The following is a 17,317-nucleotide window of genomic DNA, read 5'->3' as shown; positions in this document are numbered from 1 at the left end:
GTCAGCCATGCTGGCCATTTTCCTTTTATGAAGTGTACATGCTAAAATGATAAAAGGCAGATATACGAAAAATGCGTATGATTTGGGAGGGAAGATGATTGAGTAACAAATTAATTTTAATTGATGGAAACAGCATTGCTTATCGTGCCTTTTTTGCTTTACCGCTATTGAATAATGAAAAAGGCATACATACGAATGCAATTTACGGATTTACAACAATGCTTATGAAAATTTTAAATGAAGAAAAACCGACTCATATTTTAGTAGCTTTTGATGCTGGAAAAACGACATTTCGCCATAAAACATTTAAAGAATACAAAGGCACTAGACAAAAAACACCACCGGAGCTTTCTGAGCAATTCCCTTTTATTCGTGAACTATTAGATGCCTATGGTATTCAACGCTATGAGCTTGCTAATTATGAGGCCGACGATATTATTGGTACACTATCTCTTAAAGCTGAAAAAGAAGGCTTTGAAGTAAAGGTGATTTCGGGAGACAAAGACTTAACACAACTTAGTTCAAAGGAAACAACGGTCTGTATTACAAAAAAAGGCATAACAGATATCGAAGAATATACACCCGAACATATCAATGAAAAATACGGATTAACTCCGGAACAAATTATCGATATGAAAGGTTTAATGGGAGATGCTTCAGACAATATTCCCGGAGTACCGGGAATTGGTGAAAAAACAGCGATAAAGCTATTAAAAGAATTTAACACACTCGAGAATCTATTAGAATCGATCGAACATGTAAGTGGAAAAAAATTAAAAGAAAAGCTTGAGGAATATAAAGAACAAGCGATAATGAGTAAACAACTTGCAACAATTACGCGTGAAGCACCAATTACGATTGAACTTAATGAAACTAAATATAAAAATGAAAATGATGAAAAGCTCATTTCCCTATTTAAGGAGCTAGGATTTAATTCTCTTATTGATAAGCTCGATGTAAAGACCTCCCCTGAGCGAGAAGAAAAAATGAAAGATCTTCCTTACGAAATCGTTGAGCATATAACTGAAGAACTTTTCACTTCAGAATCATCACTCTATGTAGAAATTTTAGAAGATAACTATCATACGGGCGAAATTATTGGATTTGGGATGAGTAATCAAAATGGAACCTACTTTTTCCCTGCAGATGAAGCACTGAAATCACCCCTTTTTAAAAACTGGGCTGAGGATGAATCAAAGAAAAAATTTGTATATGATGGAAAAGCTGCGATTGTTTCTTTAAGGCGGTTCGGAATTGATTTAAAAGGGATCGATTTTGATTTATTAATTGCTTCATACTTATTAAACCCTTCAGAAAATGTGGATGATTTTGCATCTGTAGCGAAACGGCATGGATTTACAGATATTCAAAGTGATGAACAGGTATATGGAAAAGGGGTCAAACAAAAAGTACCGGAGAAAAAGGTTCTTGCTGAACATGTGGCAAGAAAGGCAATAGGAATATCATCCGTTGTTGACCAATGCTTAAAAGATTTAGAAGAAAACAATCAATTACAACTCTTCGAAGAACTAGAATTACCACTTTCATTTATTTTAGCAACAATGGAATCTACGGGAATAAAAGTAGATGTTCAACGGCTTAAAGAAATGGGTGAAGAAATACTCGGAAGACTACAAACGATTGAGGCAAAAATCTTTGATTTAGCGGGTGAAATGTTCAATATTAATTCACCAAAACAATTAGGCATTATTTTGTTTGAAAAACTTGAGCTACCTGTGATCAAAAAAACAAAAACTGGCTACTCAACTTCAGCGGATGTATTAGAAAAGCTTGAATCGAAACATGAAATCGTTCGAGAAATTCTTCATTATAGACAATTAGGCAAACTACAGTCGACTTATATTGAAGGATTACTTAAAGTAGTTCATTCAGATAATAGTAGAATCCACACAAGATTCAATCAAGTGCTTGCGCAAACAGGACGATTAAGTTCTGTAGATCCTAACTTGCAGAATATACCTATTCGGTTAGAGGAAGGGCGTAAATTACGACAAGCATTCATTCCTACTGAAAAAGATTGGTTGATTTTTTCAGCTGATTATTCGCAAGTTGAATTACGAGTCCTTGCCCATATTGCAGGTGATGAAAAATTAATTGCTGCGTTTAATGAAAATATGGACATTCACACGAAAACAGCGATGGACGTTTTCCATGTAGATAAAGATGATGTAACAGATAATATGCGCAGACAAGCAAAAGCGGTAAATTTCGGGATTGTTTATGGAATAAGTGATTACGGGTTATCGCAAAATTTAGGAATAACAAGAAAAGAAGCGGCTAGCTTTATTGAGCGGTATTTTGCAAGCTATCCGGGTGTCAAAGAATATATGAATGATATTGTTCAAGATGCGAAAGAAAAGGGATATGTTTCAACAATCCTAAAGAGGAGACGTTATATTCCTGAAATAACAAGTCGGAATTTTAATATTCGCAGCTTTGCTGAAAGAACAGCTATGAACACACCGATCCAAGGAAGTGCTGCAGATATCATTAAGAAAGCAATGATTGATATGGCAGCCCGATTAAAAGAGGAAAAACTGCAAACAAGATTGTTATTACAAGTGCATGATGAATTAATATTCGAAGCACCAAGCGACGAAATTGAAATATTGAAGAAAATCGTTCCCGAAGTAATGGAAAATGCAGTGGATTTAGTTGTTCCTCTTAAGGTTGACTATGCATTTGGTCCAACTTGGTTTGATGCGAAATAACAGATTGAAAGTAATAAAGAGGTGTTAATTAGTGCCTGAATTACCAGAGGTTGAAACGATTCGTAGAACATTACAAGAGCTTGTTGTTGGAAAAACAATTAAAAACGTATCCGTATTTTGGCCGAAAATAATAAAAAAGCCAGTTGAAATTGAACAATTTACGGATGCTTTACAAGGGGAAACAATTACAGATATAAATAGAAGAGGGAAGTTCTTAATTATTAACACAAACACATATGCTCTTGTCTCACATCTTCGGATGGAAGGAAAGTATGGACTATTTAGCAAAGAGGAAACGATCGATAAACATACACATGTCATCTTTCATTTTACGGATGGGACAGAACTGCGCTATCGGGATGTTCGTAAATTTGGGACGATGCATTTATTTCTTAAAGGCGAGGAAAATAATCAACTTCCACTGTTACAATTAGGACCTGAACCATTTTCATCTGATTTTACAAAAAAGTATTTGCAAGACAAGCTGCGAAAAACAGAACGAAAAATAAAACCTGCACTTTTGGATCAAACGGTTGTAACTGGTTTAGGAAATATTTACGTTGATGAGGCATTATTTCGTGCCCAAATTCATCCTGACAGAAAAGCTAATACATTAACTGGTAGAGAAATAACACTTCTCCACCGGGAAATCATTGAAACACTGTCTGAAGCAGTAGAAAAAGGTGGAAGTACGATTCGTTCATATGTAAATTCACAAGGTCAAATTGGTATGTTTCAATTAGAATTACTTGCATATGGGCGAAAAGGTGAACCTTGTAAACGATGTGGAACACCAATTGAAAAAACCGTGACAGGGGGCAGAGGAACACATTTTTGCCCAAAATGTCAAAAAATAAAGCAATAAACATTTTAACATTTGATAAGCTCCTTCCATATATTATAGGTAGTGATGTGAGAACAGGAAGGAGCTTTCTTATGGGCTTTCAGTTATCACTCTTAATGTTAGCTTTTGCAGTTAGTCTAGATAATTTTAGTGCTGGTTTTACTTATGGATTAAGGAAAATGAAAATTCCAATAAAGTCGGTAATTATTATTGGGATATGTTCAGGCTTTTCCCTTTTTATTGCCTGTTTGTTTGGGAATATTCTACAATCCTTTTTGGAACCAACTTTTGCCAATCGATTCGGTGGAGTAATCCTTATTTTGATTGGTATTTGGGTGTTATACCAATTTTTTCGACAGGAAAAAGAAGAAAACGATACAAGCGAAAAAGTTGTATTAAACCTTGAAATTCGTTCCTTAGGGGTTGTCATTAATATCTTAAAAAAGCCCACATCGGCTGACTTTGATAACTCTGGAACAATCAATGGAATTGAAGCATTTATGCTTGGTGTTGCCCTTTCATTGGACGCTTTTGGAGCGGGAATAGGTGCGTCAATGCTTGGATATGCACCAATCCATTTAAGTATTTCTGTAGCAGTTATGAGTATTTTATTTGTTGCTGTTGGATTAAAATTAGGAAAAATGTTCTCTCATCTCAATTGGATGCAAAAAATTTCATTCTTACCCGGGATTTTACTTATATTAATCGGACTTTTTAAATTTTAGTGAGGTAAAAGATATGGCAATGATTATAGGATTAACCGGTGGAATAGCGAGTGGAAAAAGCACAGTTTCAGCGATGCTTAAAGCTAAAGGATATACAATAGTTGACGCGGATATAGCTGCTAGGGAAGTTGTCAATATTGGTGAAGATGCTTACTACGGTATTATTGAAGCATTTGGGAAGGAAATTCTTCTTGAAGATGGCAATATTGATCGAAAAAAATTAGGATCTATCGTCTTTCATAATACAGAAAAGAGATTGCTTCTTAACAGTATCGTTCATCCTGCGGTAAGGAACTACATGCAAAAGAAAAAAGCGGAGGCAATCGAAGCTGGAAAACAAACAATAATAATGGATATTCCTCTTCTGTTTGAAAGTAAACTTACTTATATGGTCGATAAAACGATTCTCGTTTTTGTCGATCCAAATATACAAAAAGAAAGGCTAATGAAACGAAATCATTTATCTGAAGAAGATGCAATAGCGAGAATTCGTTCACAAATGCCATTGAAGGAGAAAATTCAATTATCGGATGCGGTAATTGATAATAATGAAACGTTGGAGGAAACGAAAAAACAATTAAATAAAATTATTAATGAATGGGATATGCATCCTTAATAGGATGTCATAAACAAGACACAAAAACACCGCTTTTTAATCAAAGTGGTGTTTTTTAGTGTATTTTTTTTAATATCATCATATTTATACTTACATAATTCAATTAATGTGTTATACTAATTTCAGAAAATGTTGTAATTGAGTATAACGTTAATATTGGAGGCTAGCATTGATGAGAACAAAAATAGCAATTAATGGATTTGGACGAATTGGTCGAATGGTATTTCGAAAAGCGATAGTAGAAAAAGATTTAGAGATAGTGGCTATTAATGCAAGTTATCCTGCTGAAACATTAGCGCATTTGATTAAATATGACACTACGCATGGAAAATTCGATGTAGATATTCTTTCAACCGATAATGAATTAATTGTTAATGGACATCGTATCCAATTACTTAACCAACGAAATCCAGTAGAACTTCCGTGGGAAAAACTTAATATAGATATCGTCATTGAAGCAACCGGAAAATTTAATGCAAGAGATAAAGCAGCTCAACATTTGCAAGCAGGTGCAAAAAAGGTCATTTTAACAGCCCCGGGCAAAAACGAGGATGTTACGATTGTGATGGGAGTAAATGAAAGCGCATTAAATATTGAAGAACACGATATTATTTCAAATGCGTCATGTACAACCAATTGTTTAGCGCCAGTTGTTAAAGTATTACATGAGCAATTCGGAATTGAAAATGGATTAATGACAACTGTTCATGCCTATACAAATGACCAAAAGAATATTGATAATCCACATAAAGACTTACGCCGCGCCCGCGCATGTGCGCAATCAATTATACCTACTACGACTGGTGCAGCGAAAGCTTTAGCATTGGTGTTACCTGAGCTAAAAGGAAAATTACACGGAATGGCATTAAGAGTACCTACACCAAATGTATCTCTTGTTGATTTAGTCGTAGATTTAAAGAAAGAAGTAACAGTAGAAGAAGTAAATAATGCTTTTATTACTGCTTCAACAGGATCGTTACAAGGGGTATTAGATTTCACGACAGAACCGCTTGTTTCTGTTGACTTTAATACAAATCCACACTCCGCAATCATTGACGGTTTATCAACGATCGTTATGGAAGGGAAAAAAGTAAAAGTCCTTGCATGGTATGATAACGAATGGGGCTACTCCTGCCGTGTCGTTGATTTAACAAAATATGTAGCTAAAGAATTAAATAATAAGTCAAAAGTGAAAATAAGTTAAATAAAAAAACTTGCTGAATTTACAGCAAGTTTTTTTACATATATGATTCTCAAATTAATTGAGAAATTTAAAATGATTATTGCAAAAAGAATTTAAACAAAGTATACTATTTTTCGTGATGTTGAAAATTTAATATTTGTGGCTACTTAAAGGGTTAGGACCTCTTTGGACTAACTTTCCCCCGTGGTAGTTACATAGTGAAACAGATCATATGTTTATTAACCACAAAAAATATTAAGTTTAAGGGGGAAACGATCATGGAAACAATGGGTCGTCATGTAATATCCGAATTATGGGGTTGCGATTTTGAAAAATTAAATAATATGGATTTTATTGAAAAGACGTTTGTAGAGGCAGCTTTAAAATCAGGTGCTGAAATTCGAGAAGTGGCATTTCATAAATTTGCCCCACAAGGTGTTAGTGGTGTAGTCATAATTTCTGAATCCCATTTAACAATCCACAGCTTTCCTGAACATGGATATGCTAGTATTGATGTGTACACATGCGGTAATTTAGATCCAAATATTGCCGCTAACTATATAGCTGAAAGCCTAAATGCCCAAAAACGAGAAACAATGGAACTTCCTCGTGGCATGGGTAAGGTGCAAGTAAAATAAGTAAAAGTAAACGCATGAATAGTAAAATAAAATAGTACAAAATAGCAAAGTAAACGAGGTGTATGTCCGTTCATCATACACCTCGTTTTTTCTTGTGATTTTCATCAATTTTCTATATCATGAAAGTAATAAAGCTATGAACGGAGCTGATGAAATGAAATGTCCATCATGTTCACATAACGGGACTCGTGTAGTTGATTCACGTCCAATTGACGAAGGACGTTCGATTCGCAGAAGGCGTGAATGTGAATTATGTACCTTTCGTTTTACTACTTTTGAAAAAGTAGAAGAGACCCCACTAATTGTTGTTAAGAAAGAAGGGGTAAGGGAAGAATTCAGCAGGGAAAAAATATTGCGCGGTCTTATTAGAGCTTGTGAAAAAAGACCAGTAACCCTTGCGGAATTAGAAAAAATAACTTTAGATATTGAAAAGCATTTAAGAAATTTGGGGCATTCTGAAATTAATTCAGATTTGATTGGTGAATTAGTTATGGACAAGCTAGCTAAAGTGGATGAAGTGGCATATGTCAGATTTGCATCTGTCTATCGACAATTTAAAGATATAAATGTTTTTTTAGAAGAATTAAAGGAATTAATTAAAAAAGAATAAAGGCAAGGCGAACTTTCCTTGCCAAAAAAAAGGCAAGGCGAACTTTCCTTGCCAAAAAAAAGGCAAGGCGAACTTTCCTTGCCAAAAAGAGGCAAGGCGAACTTTCCTTGCCAAAAAAAAGGCAAGGCGAACTTTCCTTGCCAAAAAGAGGCAAGGCGAACTTTCCTTGCCAAATAAAATCCTTGCCTAACAAGGCTAGAGCACTTGGCTAGTCTTTTGCTTTTTCTTATAAGGAAGTGTAAACCATGCATCAAATGTGGAGTGAGGTTCAACCTGTAGATCGGTATCAAGTGTCATTAAACGGTATTTTGCACGAATATGATCGGAAAGTAATATCGTTATTATATCAGCCGCTTATTGGAACAAACTGTTACAGTCTGTACACAACACTTTGGAATGAAGTGGAAGATAATCGATTATTATCTGATGAGTGGACCCATTATCATTTAATGAATTTTTTATCGTTAAATTTAAGAGAAATTTATGAAGCTCGTTTAAAACTAGAAGGAATTGGTTTATTAAAAACGTACGTTAAACAAGTTGGAGAGGATCGAAAGTTTATCTATGAACTGCAACCACCGTTATCTCCTGAACAATTTTTCACGGATGGGATGCTGAATGTTTTTTTATACCGCCAATTAGGTCGTACACATTTTTTAAGATTAAAAAATTTATTTGCTGATCAAATGGTTGATAAACAGGAATATAAAGAAATTACTCGGACATTTCAAGAAGTGTATACAACTAGTGGAGATAATTTATTCCAAGATTCAGATGCTAACGATGCAAGTAAAATAGGAATGGACGAACAATTTATTTCTAGGTCTTCCACTAGTAAGATAAATATAGAAAACACCGACTTTGATTTTGAATTATTAATGGCGGGACTGAATGAGCTTATCATTCCAAAGAGTGCGATCACGAAACAGGTGAAAGCTGCTATCACTAACCTATCGTTTTTGTACAATATAAATGCTTTGGAAATGAAAAATTTATTGTTAAGTGCACTTAACGCAGAACAAGAGATTGATATTGAACAACTTCGAAAAGGGGCAAGAGATTGGTACCAATTAGAACATTCCCAACAATTACCTAAGCTTGTTGACCGATTACAACCCGTCCTCTACCGATCCAATATTGAGGAGACGAATACTCAGGAAGAAAAGTTGATTGTTTACTTAGAAACGATTTCACCAAGACAGCTTTTAATCGATATTTCTGATGGCAGTGAACCATCGAAATCCGATTTACAAGCGATAGAAGAGATCATGTTTCAACAACAACTTCCGCCGGGCGTCATAAATGTGCTCATTCAATATGTAATGCTTAAAACAGACATGAAACTTACTAAAAATTATTTAGAGAAGATTGCTTCCCACTGGTCAAGGAAAAAAGTGAAAACGGTCAAAGAAGCAATGGAATTGGCTAAAAATGAGCATAAACAATACCAGCAGTGGGCTGATAATAAAAATGACCGAAAAGAAAAACGGAAAAAACCGATACGTACGGAAAAAATTCCTGATTGGTTTAATGAAAAGGAGGATAAACCGGTAAATCAAGAGAATTCAGAGGATTTTAACGAAAAACTAAAACGGCTTGAAATGATAAAGCAACAATATAAAAAATAGGAGGTGAATCGAATGGAAAAAATCAATGATACATTAAAAAAATTGTCTATGCGAACAAATTTTAAACAGAGATATGAAGAAGAAAGAAATGAGATTTTAAAAAATGAAGATGTTCGCAAATTTCTATTGGAAAATGAAGGGCGAATTACAAGTTCAATGATTAATAATAGTTTAATGAAATTGTATGAATTTATTTCTCAATCGAAAAATTGTCAAAAATGCCAAAGCTTAGATCAATGTATAAATATGATGCAAGGTTATGAACCTGAACTTATTTTAACCGGAAACTCCATTGATATAACGTACCGGCCTTGTCATCGGAAAGTTTATCATGATGAAAGAAAGAAAACCGAAAAATTAATTCAAAGCATCTATGTTCCTAAAGATATTTTAAAAGCTCGAATCGCTGACTTTGATTTTAATGCTAACACCCCGGGTAGAGCGATCGCGTTTGAATATGCAGAAAAGTTCGCTAGGGAATATGAACCGGGAAATAATATGAAGGGTTTATATTTATTTGGCAGCTTTGGGGTTGGGAAATCGTATTTATTAGCTGCTATTGCTAACCATTTAGCGGAAACGAAACAAATTTCTTCACTCATAGTCTATGTGCCGGAGTTTTTCAGAGAAATGAAACAATCGCTTGGGGATCATACTGTAAATGAAAAAATGGAAATGGTAAAAAAATCACCTATCCTTATGCTTGATGATATTGGGGCGGAAGTTATGTCAAGCTGGACTCGAGATGAAATATTAGGGTCTATTTTACAATTTCGTATGCAAGAAAATTTACCAACATTCTTTTCATCGAATTTTGATTTTGATGCTTTACTGCACCATCTTACTTATTCACAGCGCGGAGAAGAGGAGAAAATGAAAGCGGCACGAATTATGGAGCGGATTAAATATCTTTCTACGCCTGTACGTATCGATGGACCGAATCGGCGACACTAGAAAACAACCCTTTTTATTCATACCATACTTCTAAATTGTCCAAGCAATCCATATATATATAACATGGATAATTCCATGTCAGGGGGGATATGCTTGGATTTTATTTTTAAAGATTTGGAAGATGCAATTTGGCTTCATGAATATTTTATTAAAAGAAATAAGGCGGTTTGGTTTCACGAAACGACTTTTCAAAATCAAAAACAATATTTTATAACAATTGACGTCAAATTAATTTCGATTACTGATATACAAGAGGGAATTATACAATTTATTGTATTGAAAAAACGATTAGATTGGGTTCGTGATATTCTAGATGAGTATTTTTATTATAAAGAGGAGTCAGAGCAGAATAATATCCTTGATATCGTTATTGAAATGTTCAATGGTGAACGTAAGGAATTAACTAATATCACAGGTGTTATTAATGATGAAGAAATGATACAGAAGGCTATTTTTCCTTTGTTGGAACAACATGAATCGGTTTCATTCGATTCGCTGCTTAAATTTAGATTAAAAGCCTACTTCGAACGATTGATCCAATACGTTGAGATGGCAATTGATGAATATAAAATGGAACAAGAATATCAAGTATTTGTTCAAACGTTAAGGGATTATTTAGAGAAACGAGAACCGAAAATAAAAATTGTAAGAATTTATTTTGAAGGTTACGGGAAATTTTTTGATGAGCATTTTAAAGAAATTACGAAGAAAGAAATAGCCGAATTAATGGATCGAAGATTGTTAACTAACCATCCTATTTATATTGATTCTGTTACCATCGCACCGTTATTATCCATTGCGCCAACGAAGATTTATGTATATATTGATTCGGAGGAAAATGGCTTAATTCGTACAATCCAAAATATATTCGAAGAAAGAGTAATCCTTTTAAAAAAGGAGCATTTTGCGAAAGATAAGCAGCTTGTAATGAAAAATATGATTAATCGGTAATATCACTCTTGATTTTCTCTTGTGAACCGTCTATAATAACGTACATATTAGTAAAGTACGAATTGGTACTAGTAAATAGTTTAAATGTAATGATGAGGACAACAGTATTCCTTTACGGTTCCCAGAGAGGAAAGATTTGGTGAAACTTTCCAACACGAAATGAGTACTTACCACCTCTAAACTTCAACTGCGAAAGAGCATTCTATTAGTAGTTGACGGAACCATTCCGTTAAAAATGATCCGAAGTCATATCATATTTCTGATATGTAAACTAGGGTGGAACCACGTGTATATAGCTCGTCCCTTTCCAGGGACGAGTTTTTTATTTGTATAATTTTTTAACAAAAGGAGTGTAAAAAACATGTCTGACATGATTAAGATGACTTTTCCAGATGGTGCTGTTAAGGAGTTTCCATCCGGAACAACAACTGAAGATATTGCAGCATCCATTAGTCCAGGGTTAAAGAAAAAAGCAATTGCCGGGAAAGTAAATGAAAAATTAATTGATTTTCGTACTCCAATTACCGTTGATGGATCAATTGAAATAGTCACACCAGACCATAAAGATGCTCTAGAGGTGCTTCGCCACAGTACTGCCCATTTAATGGCACAAGCTGTAAGAAGAATATTCGGACATGTTAAATTAGGTGTTGGACCTGTTATTGAAGATGGTTTCTTCTATGATATGGACCTTGAAGTGTCTATTACCCCAGAAGATCTACAAAAAATAGAAAAAGAAATGAAGAAAATTATTAGTGAAAATCTCGAAATCGTTCGTAAAGAAGTTACTCGCGATGAAGCGAAAGAACTGTTTGCGGGTGACGAATATAAGCAGGAATTAATCGACGCGATACCTGCAGATGAGAAAGTAACAATCTATGAGCAAGGTGAATTCTTTGATCTTTGTCGTGGGGTTCACGTTCCATCGACAGGAAAAATTAAGGAATTTAAACTGCTAAGCATTGCTGGTGCTTACTGGCGCGGAAATAGCGATAATAAGATGCTCCAACGTGTATATGGAACAGCCTTCTTTAAGAAAGAAGATTTAGAACAACATTTAAAATTTTTAGAAGAAGCAAAAGAAAGAGATCACCGTAAAATCGGAAAAGAATTAAATTTATTTACGACTTCCCAAAAGGTTGGACAAGGTCTTCCACTATGGATGCCAAAAGGTGCAACCATTCGTCGGACTGTTGAACGTTATATCGTCGACAAGGAAGAGCGTCTAGGTTATGATCATGTATACACACCAATTATGGGCAGTGTCGATTTATATAAAACAAGCGGTCACTGGGATCATTACCAAGAGGACATGTTCCCGGTTATGGAAATGGACAATGAACAATTAGTGCTTCGTCCAATGAACTGCCCTCATCATATGATGATATATAAAAACGGCATTCATAGTTATCGCGAATTGCCAATTCGTATTGCGGAGCTAGGTACGATGCACCGTTATGAAATGTCAGGAGCACTTTCAGGATTACAGCGTGTTCGTGGAATGACATTGAATGATGCACATATTTTTGTTCGTCCTGATCAAATCAAAGAGGAATTCCAACGGGTAGTTGAATTAATTATTGCCGTATATAAAGACTTTGATATTACAGATTATTCATTCCGCCTATCGTATCGTGATCCTGAAGATAAAGAAAAATACTTCGATGATGATGAAATGTGGAACAAAGCCCAAAGTATGCTTAAAGAGGCTATGGATGGTTTAGGACTAGAATATTTTGAAGCAGATGGAGAAGCAGCTTTTTACGGACCTAAATTGGATGTACAAGTGCGGACAGCATTAGGTAAAGATGAAACACTTTCAACTGTTCAGCTTGATTTCTTATTGCCGGAGCGCTTTGACTTAACATATGTTGGTGAAGATGGAAAGCCGCACCGCCCGGTTGTTATTCACCGTGGAGTTGTATCAACAATGGAACGTTTTGTAGCCTACTTAATTGAGGAGTACAAAGGTGCGTTTCCAACTTGGTTAGCTCCGATACAAGCGGTTGTTATTCCTGTTTCACCGGATGTTCACTTTGATTATGCGAAACAAGTGGAAGAAAAGCTTCGTTCTGAAGGATTTAGAGTTGAGTTAGACTCGCGAAATGAAAAAATTGGTTACAAAATTCGTGAGCATCAAATGCAAAAAATTCCTTATATGCTTGTTGTGGGAGATAATGAAGTAAGTGAAAACGCAGTCAACGTACGTAGATACGGTGAACAGAAATCAGAAACAATTCCTTTCGAACAATTTATTGCTCATTTGAAAAATGAAGTAGTGAAATAAATTTCAAAAAAATGTTGCGGAAGAAATAAGATTTTGATAATATAAATGATGTTGCAAAAAGAAATCGTAATAATTATAAGCCATTGACATCAAATTGCGATGTATGATATATTATCTAAGGTAAATTGAATATTAGTTTGAGGAAAAGAAGAAGCACCCGCTTCTCGCCTGATTGACGCAAGATTGCAGTTGGCAGGTTTCGAAATTCATCACATTCTTAACTATTCATGCGAATGTAAAGTGCGGGTTCTTTTTAAGGCCCGTACTTTTTTAATGCTTGTGAAACCGATGTTAACTAAAAATTGTGTTCAAAACGGTATGTCGGCTTAATTCTTCACCCAAATGATGTATTCTATTAATAGCGATCGGCTTAAAGCCGGGTCTGTGCAAAAAAAACTTGGAGGTGGCTAATTATTAGCAAAGATATGATGGTTAACGATGGCATTCGTGCTCGAGAAGTTCGTCTTATTGGTCAAAATGGCGAGCAGCTAGGTGTTAAATCTCGAAATGAAGCAATTGAGATCGCATCACGAGTGAATCTTGATCTTGTACTTGTTGCTCCAAATGCAAAACCACCAGTAGCCAAAATTATGGACTATGGGAAATATCGATTTGAACAACAAAAGAAAGATAAAGAAGCACGTAAAAATCAAAAAGTTATCAACTTAAAAGAGGTTCGATTGAGCCCAACGATTGATGAACATGACTTTAATACAAAGCTTCGCAATGCCCGTAAGTTTCTCGAAAAGGGCGATAAAGTAAAAGCTTCTATTCGTTTTAAAGGTCGTGCAATTACACATAAAGAAATCGGTCAAAAAGTTCTTGATCGTTTCGCAAAGGAATGTGAAGACCTAGGTACGATTGAATCGAAACCAAAAATGGACGGTCGAAGTATGTTCTTAGTATTAGCACCAAAAACTGAAAAGTAATGTCTGAAGGAGGAAATATCCTATGCCAAAAATGAAAACTCACCGCGGCTCAGCAAAGCGTTTCAAAAGAACAGGTTCAGGTAAATTAAAACGTTCTCATGCTTACAGAAGCCATATGTTTGCTAATAAAACAGTTAAACAAAAACGTAAGCTTCGTAAAGCAACACTTGTTTCTAAAGGTGATTTTAAACGTATTCGTCATATGCTTGACAATCTTAAGTAATGAGCGATTTATATAGGAGGGAAATAATATGCCACGTGTAAAAGGCGGAATAGTTAGCCGCAGACGTCGTAAAAAAGTATTAAAATTAGCAAAAGGTTATTTCGGTTCAAAACATACATTATATAAAACAGCTAATGAGCAAGTAATGAAATCTTATATGTATGCTTATCGTGACCGTCGTCAGAAAAAACGCGACTTCCGTAAGCTTTGGATTACTCGTATCAATGCAGCTGCACGTATAAATGGCCTTTCTTACAGCCGTTTAATGCACGGACTAAAGCTTGCTGGTATTGAAGTAAACCGCAAAATGCTTGCTGATTTAGCTATTCATGATGAAAAAGCATTCACTGAACTTGCTAACCAAGCAAAAGCTCAATTTACAAAATAATGCTATTTTGAAAGTCATCCTCTTTGTGAAGGATGGCTTTTTTTGTTTGTCATAACATAACAATTTATTAAATATCTTTTAGTAAAGTGTCTACATCAAGAATGACAAGAAGAGAGTGGTGAGAAAAATGAATGAGCAATTATTAATGTTATTTTCATTTGTAGAAGGTAGTGCAGTATTGGCTCCTTTTATGTTTATTCTTTTTCATGTGCTTAGGCAATTTTTATTTATTCCAGTGGCCGTAGTTTGTATGGCAGGGGGAATATTATTCGGAAGTTTACTTGGTATTATTTATTCATTAGCCGGATTAATGCTGCTTTCAGTCCTTTTCTATGGATGTATTAAGAAAATGCCGAAAACCTATGAAAAGCTATTAAAAATTAAATTAAAATGTTTTGGGCAGTATGCGAAGCTTACGATCGGGCAAATAGCTATCCTTCGTTTAATTCCTTTTTTTCATTATCATTTGCTAAATATTTGCTTGCTTGAAAGGAATCCTACATTTAAAAGTTATTTAAAAGGATCTTTTGTTACAAATATTCCACTCGTCGTGTTCTATACTGTTTTTGGACAGTTCATCTCCCGATTCACACCTTCACTGATTATAATTATCCTCATTGCATTGTCCATTCTGTTTTTTATATTAAGAGAAAAAGTGATTGTTATGAAATGGAAAGAATTTTTCCCTGGTACATAAAAAACTGCTGTAATATTCAGCAGTTTTCTTTATGTTTTCTAATAATTTCTTTGATAGGATTTTTCCAATCAATCACTGCATTCGGATATTTTAATTTAATTTCATTTTCCAAAAATAATAAGTCTTGATCGTCTAGTGCATTTAGTAATTGTAAATCATGCGGCCAAACAAAAATGGATAATACATTAGAGGATGTTTCTTTAGGTCCTAAATATTTTTCTCCTTCGAGTAAAACTCCTTTATATGTAATCAGAAAGTTTTTCCGAATATTTTCAGAGTCATCATAAAAAAAATAGCGCTTTCCATTATGTGCATGCTGTAATTTTCGCTTTGGATTACGTAGGTGCGTAATAATTTTTGCAATAAAGTAAATCACTAAGGCAAGTATGGCAATTCTTATTAACCAAAGCATAATCTAAACCTCCAATGAATAATTACTACCTTTTGCATACGTGTATTACTTAAAAAGGATTCATTTTTTTTGATGCTTTCGTAAATTTTGTGAGAATAAACAATTGAACCGTTCCTTTCCGCTCCAGGCACTTGCTTTCCGCGGGGCTGGCGCTGAGCCTCCTCATCGCTTCGCTCTTGCGGGGTCTCATCTGTCCAGCTGATCCCGCAGGAGTCAAGTGCCTTCCGCTCCAATCCACTCTGTGCGTTTAAAATATTTAAAGTAACAATCTATTTTATGAAAAATATAGAGGTGAATTTTTGTATTTTTTTGATTTTATCTATTATAATAATTAGGGTACATACATATTAATATTGGAGGTCAATAAGATGGCAAAGCTTGATGAAACATTGACGATGCTCAAGGACTTAACGGATGCAAAGGGCATCGCGGGTAATGAAAAAGAAGCACGCGACGTAATGAAAAAATATATTGAACCGTTTTCAGATGAAATTACTGCAGATGGTTTAGGAAGTTTAATTGCTAAAAAAGTAGGAGATGAAAACGGTCCCAAAATTATGGTTGCTGGTCATTTAGACGAAGTTGGATTTATGGTAACCAAAATTGATGACAAAGGATTTCTTCGATTCCAAACGGTCGGTGGCTGGTGGTCTCAAGTAATGCTTGCACAAAGAGTAACGATCGTTACAAGAAAAGGAGATCTCACTGGTGTCATCGGATCAAAACCACCACATGTCTTGTCTCCTGAAGCTAGGAAAAAACCGTATGAAATTAAAGATATGTTTATTGATATCGGTGCTTCAAGCAAAGAAGAGGCTTTGGAATGGGGCGTACTTCCGGGGGATATGGTCGTTCCTTATTTTGAATTTACGGTAATGAATAATGAAAAAATGCTTCTAGCAAAAGCGTGGGATAATCGTATTGGCTGTGCAATTGCAATTGATGTATTGAAAAATCTAAAGAACGAAAAACATCCGAATATTGTTTACGGTGTCGGAAATGTTCAAGAAGAAGTTGGACTTCGCGGTGCAAAAACAGCCGCTATGAAAATTAAGCCTGATATTGGCTTTGGTGTCGATGTTGGAATTGCTGGCGATACACCTGGGATTACAGAAAAAGAAGCTTTAAGTAAAATGGGAGAAGGACCACAAATCATTTTATATGATGCATCAATGGTCTCTCATAAAGGTTTACGCGATCTAGTTGTAGGGGTAGCAGAAGAATTAAGTATTCCATATCAATTCGATGCCATCCCTGGTGGAGGAACGGATGCGGGATCGATTCATTTAACAGCAAATGGAGTACCATCACTTGCCATTACTATTGCAACACGTTATATTCACTCACATGCAGCCATGTTGCATCGTGATGATTATGAAAATACGGTGAAATTAATTACAGAAGTCATTAAACGTCTTGATCGTGAAACTGTGGATAAAATTACCTTTGAGTAATGATATAATAAAGGGCATAACCAAACGGATATGCCCTTTCCTATGT

General features: G+C 35.0%; 17 protein-coding genes and 2 other annotated features. Of the genes, 16 read left to right on the top strand and 1 reads right to left on the bottom strand.

All coding sequences use genetic code 11. From position 1 onward, the window contains the following. The first annotated feature begins 98 nt into the window (after positions 1 to 98). From polA to MKY81_RS18625, 15 genes are all read left to right on the top strand, one after another. Positions 99 to 2,732 carry a DNA polymerase I gene (polA, locus tag MKY81_RS18695; protein WP_341118527.1) on the top strand — a complete coding sequence of 878 codons (2,634 nt, stop codon included), beginning with the start codon at positions 99 to 101 and terminating at the stop codon, positions 2,730 to 2,732. Between the two features lie 31 nt (positions 2,733 to 2,763). Then, positions 2,764 to 3,597: a DNA-formamidopyrimidine glycosylase gene (gene mutM, locus MKY81_RS18690; protein WP_066226987.1), complete on the top strand. Its 834-nt coding sequence runs from the start codon at positions 2,764 to 2,766 to the stop codon at positions 3,595 to 3,597. Between the two features lie 71 nt (positions 3,598 to 3,668). Beyond that, positions 3,669 to 4,301 (top strand): sporulation membrane protein YtaF, encoded by a 633-nt coding sequence (gene ytaF, locus MKY81_RS18685; protein ID WP_066227465.1) that lies wholly within the window; start codon positions 3,669 to 3,671, stop codon positions 4,299 to 4,301. A 13-nt stretch (positions 4,302 to 4,314) separates the two neighbouring features. After that, positions 4,315 to 4,917, top strand: a complete 603-nt coding sequence (gene coaE / locus MKY81_RS18680; RefSeq protein ID WP_066226990.1) for a dephospho-CoA kinase — start codon at positions 4,315 to 4,317, stop codon at positions 4,915 to 4,917. A 172-nt stretch (positions 4,918 to 5,089) separates the two neighbouring features. Further along, positions 5,090 to 6,121, top strand: a complete 1,032-nt coding sequence (locus MKY81_RS18675; RefSeq protein ID WP_066226992.1) for a glyceraldehyde-3-phosphate dehydrogenase — start codon at positions 5,090 to 5,092, stop codon at positions 6,119 to 6,121. A 257-nt stretch (positions 6,122 to 6,378) separates the two neighbouring features. Then, positions 6,379 to 6,738 carry an adenosylmethionine decarboxylase gene (gene speD / locus MKY81_RS18670; RefSeq protein ID WP_066226994.1) on the top strand — a complete coding sequence of 120 codons (360 nt, stop codon included), beginning with the start codon at positions 6,379 to 6,381 and terminating at the stop codon, positions 6,736 to 6,738. Between the two features lie 154 nt (positions 6,739 to 6,892). Beyond that, positions 6,893 to 7,348, top strand: a complete 456-nt coding sequence (gene nrdR, locus MKY81_RS18665) for a transcriptional regulator NrdR (protein ID WP_066227470.1) — start codon at positions 6,893 to 6,895, stop codon at positions 7,346 to 7,348. 245 nt (positions 7,349 to 7,593) lie between these two features. Further along, positions 7,594 to 8,976 (top strand): replication initiation and membrane attachment family protein, encoded by a 1,383-nt coding sequence (locus MKY81_RS18660; protein ID WP_066226997.1) that lies wholly within the window; start codon positions 7,594 to 7,596, stop codon positions 8,974 to 8,976. 12 nt (positions 8,977 to 8,988) lie between these two features. Further along, entirely contained in the window at positions 8,989 to 9,930 is a 942-nt protein-coding gene (dnaI, locus tag MKY81_RS18655) for a primosomal protein DnaI (RefSeq protein ID WP_066227001.1), read from the top strand. A gap of 93 nt (positions 9,931 to 10,023) precedes the next feature. Next, entirely contained in the window at positions 10,024 to 10,881 is an 858-nt protein-coding gene (locus tag MKY81_RS18650) for a putative sporulation protein YtxC (protein ID WP_066227007.1), read from the top strand. Between the two features lie 80 nt (positions 10,882 to 10,961). Then, positions 10,962 to 11,189 (top strand) — a binding site (T-box leader). A gap of 53 nt (positions 11,190 to 11,242) precedes the next feature. Beyond that, entirely contained in the window at positions 11,243 to 13,168 is a 1,926-nt protein-coding gene (thrS, locus tag MKY81_RS18645) for a threonine--tRNA ligase (RefSeq protein ID WP_066227010.1), read from the top strand. A 139-nt stretch (positions 13,169 to 13,307) separates the two neighbouring features. Beyond that, positions 13,308 to 13,446, top strand: a sequence feature (ribosomal protein L20 leader region). A 147-nt stretch (positions 13,447 to 13,593) separates the two neighbouring features. Further along, positions 13,594 to 14,097: a translation initiation factor IF-3 gene (gene infC, locus MKY81_RS18640; RefSeq protein ID WP_084347396.1), complete on the top strand. Its 504-nt coding sequence runs from the start codon at positions 13,594 to 13,596 to the stop codon at positions 14,095 to 14,097. Between the two features lie 22 nt (positions 14,098 to 14,119). After that, entirely contained in the window at positions 14,120 to 14,320 is a 201-nt protein-coding gene (gene rpmI / locus MKY81_RS18635) for a 50S ribosomal protein L35 (protein WP_066227015.1), read from the top strand. Positions 14,321 to 14,348: 28 nt separating this feature from the next. Then, positions 14,349 to 14,708 carry a 50S ribosomal protein L20 gene (gene rplT, locus MKY81_RS18630; RefSeq protein ID WP_066227020.1) on the top strand — a complete coding sequence of 120 codons (360 nt, stop codon included), beginning with the start codon at positions 14,349 to 14,351 and terminating at the stop codon, positions 14,706 to 14,708. Between the two features lie 127 nt (positions 14,709 to 14,835). Next, positions 14,836 to 15,405, top strand: coding sequence for a TVP38/TMEM64 family protein (locus MKY81_RS18625; protein ID WP_066227023.1), 570 nt, complete (start codon positions 14,836 to 14,838; stop codon positions 15,403 to 15,405). 16 nt (positions 15,406 to 15,421) lie between these two features. Here MKY81_RS18625 and MKY81_RS18620 read toward each other — a convergent pair whose 3' ends face one another. Further along, on the bottom strand, positions 15,422 to 15,817 hold the full coding sequence (locus tag MKY81_RS18620; protein WP_341118525.1) for a sigma-w pathway protein ysdB: 396 nt from the start codon (positions 15,815 to 15,817) through the stop codon (positions 15,422 to 15,424). A 368-nt stretch (positions 15,818 to 16,185) separates the two neighbouring features. On the opposite strand from MKY81_RS18620, the gene MKY81_RS18615 reads away from it, so the two are divergent. Next, positions 16,186 to 17,271: a M42 family metallopeptidase gene (locus MKY81_RS18615; protein ID WP_341118524.1), complete on the top strand. Its 1,086-nt coding sequence runs from the start codon at positions 16,186 to 16,188 to the stop codon at positions 17,269 to 17,271. The last annotated feature ends 46 nt before the right edge of the window (positions 17,272 to 17,317 follow it).

Origin of the sequence: Heyndrickxia sp. FSL W8-0423 (genome assembly GCF_038009395.1) — a bacterium.
In the GTDB taxonomy this organism is placed as follows: Bacteria; Bacillota; Bacilli; order Bacillales; family Bacillaceae_C; genus Heyndrickxia; species Heyndrickxia sporothermodurans.
This window is presented reverse-complemented; position numbering and strand designations above follow the sequence as displayed.

Coding starts and splice junctions, on each gene's coding strand:
- MKY81_RS18675 (WP_066226992.1), top strand. CDS start 5,090: ATGAGAACAAAAATAGCAATTAATGGATTTGGACGAATTGGTCGAATG.
- nrdR (WP_066227470.1), top strand. CDS start 6,893: ATGAAATGTCCATCATGTTCACATAACGGGACTCGTGTAGTTGATTCA.
- MKY81_RS18660 (WP_066226997.1), top strand. CDS start 7,594: ATGCATCAAATGTGGAGTGAGGTTCAACCTGTAGATCGGTATCAAGTG.
- rplT (WP_066227020.1), top strand. CDS start 14,349: ATGCCACGTGTAAAAGGCGGAATAGTTAGCCGCAGACGTCGTAAAAAA.
- MKY81_RS18615 (WP_341118524.1), top strand. CDS start 16,186: ATGGCAAAGCTTGATGAAACATTGACGATGCTCAAGGACTTAACGGAT.
- coaE (WP_066226990.1), top strand. CDS start 4,315: ATGGCAATGATTATAGGATTAACCGGTGGAATAGCGAGTGGAAAAAGC.
- speD (WP_066226994.1), top strand. CDS start 6,379: ATGGAAACAATGGGTCGTCATGTAATATCCGAATTATGGGGTTGCGAT.
- MKY81_RS18625 (WP_066227023.1), top strand. CDS start 14,836: ATGAATGAGCAATTATTAATGTTATTTTCATTTGTAGAAGGTAGTGCA.
- thrS (WP_066227010.1), top strand. CDS start 11,243: ATGTCTGACATGATTAAGATGACTTTTCCAGATGGTGCTGTTAAGGAG.
- ytaF (WP_066227465.1), top strand. CDS start 3,669: ATGGGCTTTCAGTTATCACTCTTAATGTTAGCTTTTGCAGTTAGTCTA.
- MKY81_RS18620 (WP_341118525.1), bottom strand. CDS start 15,817: ATGCTTTGGTTAATAAGAATTGCCATACTTGCCTTAGTGATTTACTTT.
- dnaI (WP_066227001.1), top strand. CDS start 8,989: ATGGAAAAAATCAATGATACATTAAAAAAATTGTCTATGCGAACAAAT.
- rpmI (WP_066227015.1), top strand. CDS start 14,120: ATGCCAAAAATGAAAACTCACCGCGGCTCAGCAAAGCGTTTCAAAAGA.
- infC (WP_084347396.1), top strand. CDS start 13,594: ATGATGGTTAACGATGGCATTCGTGCTCGAGAAGTTCGTCTTATTGGT.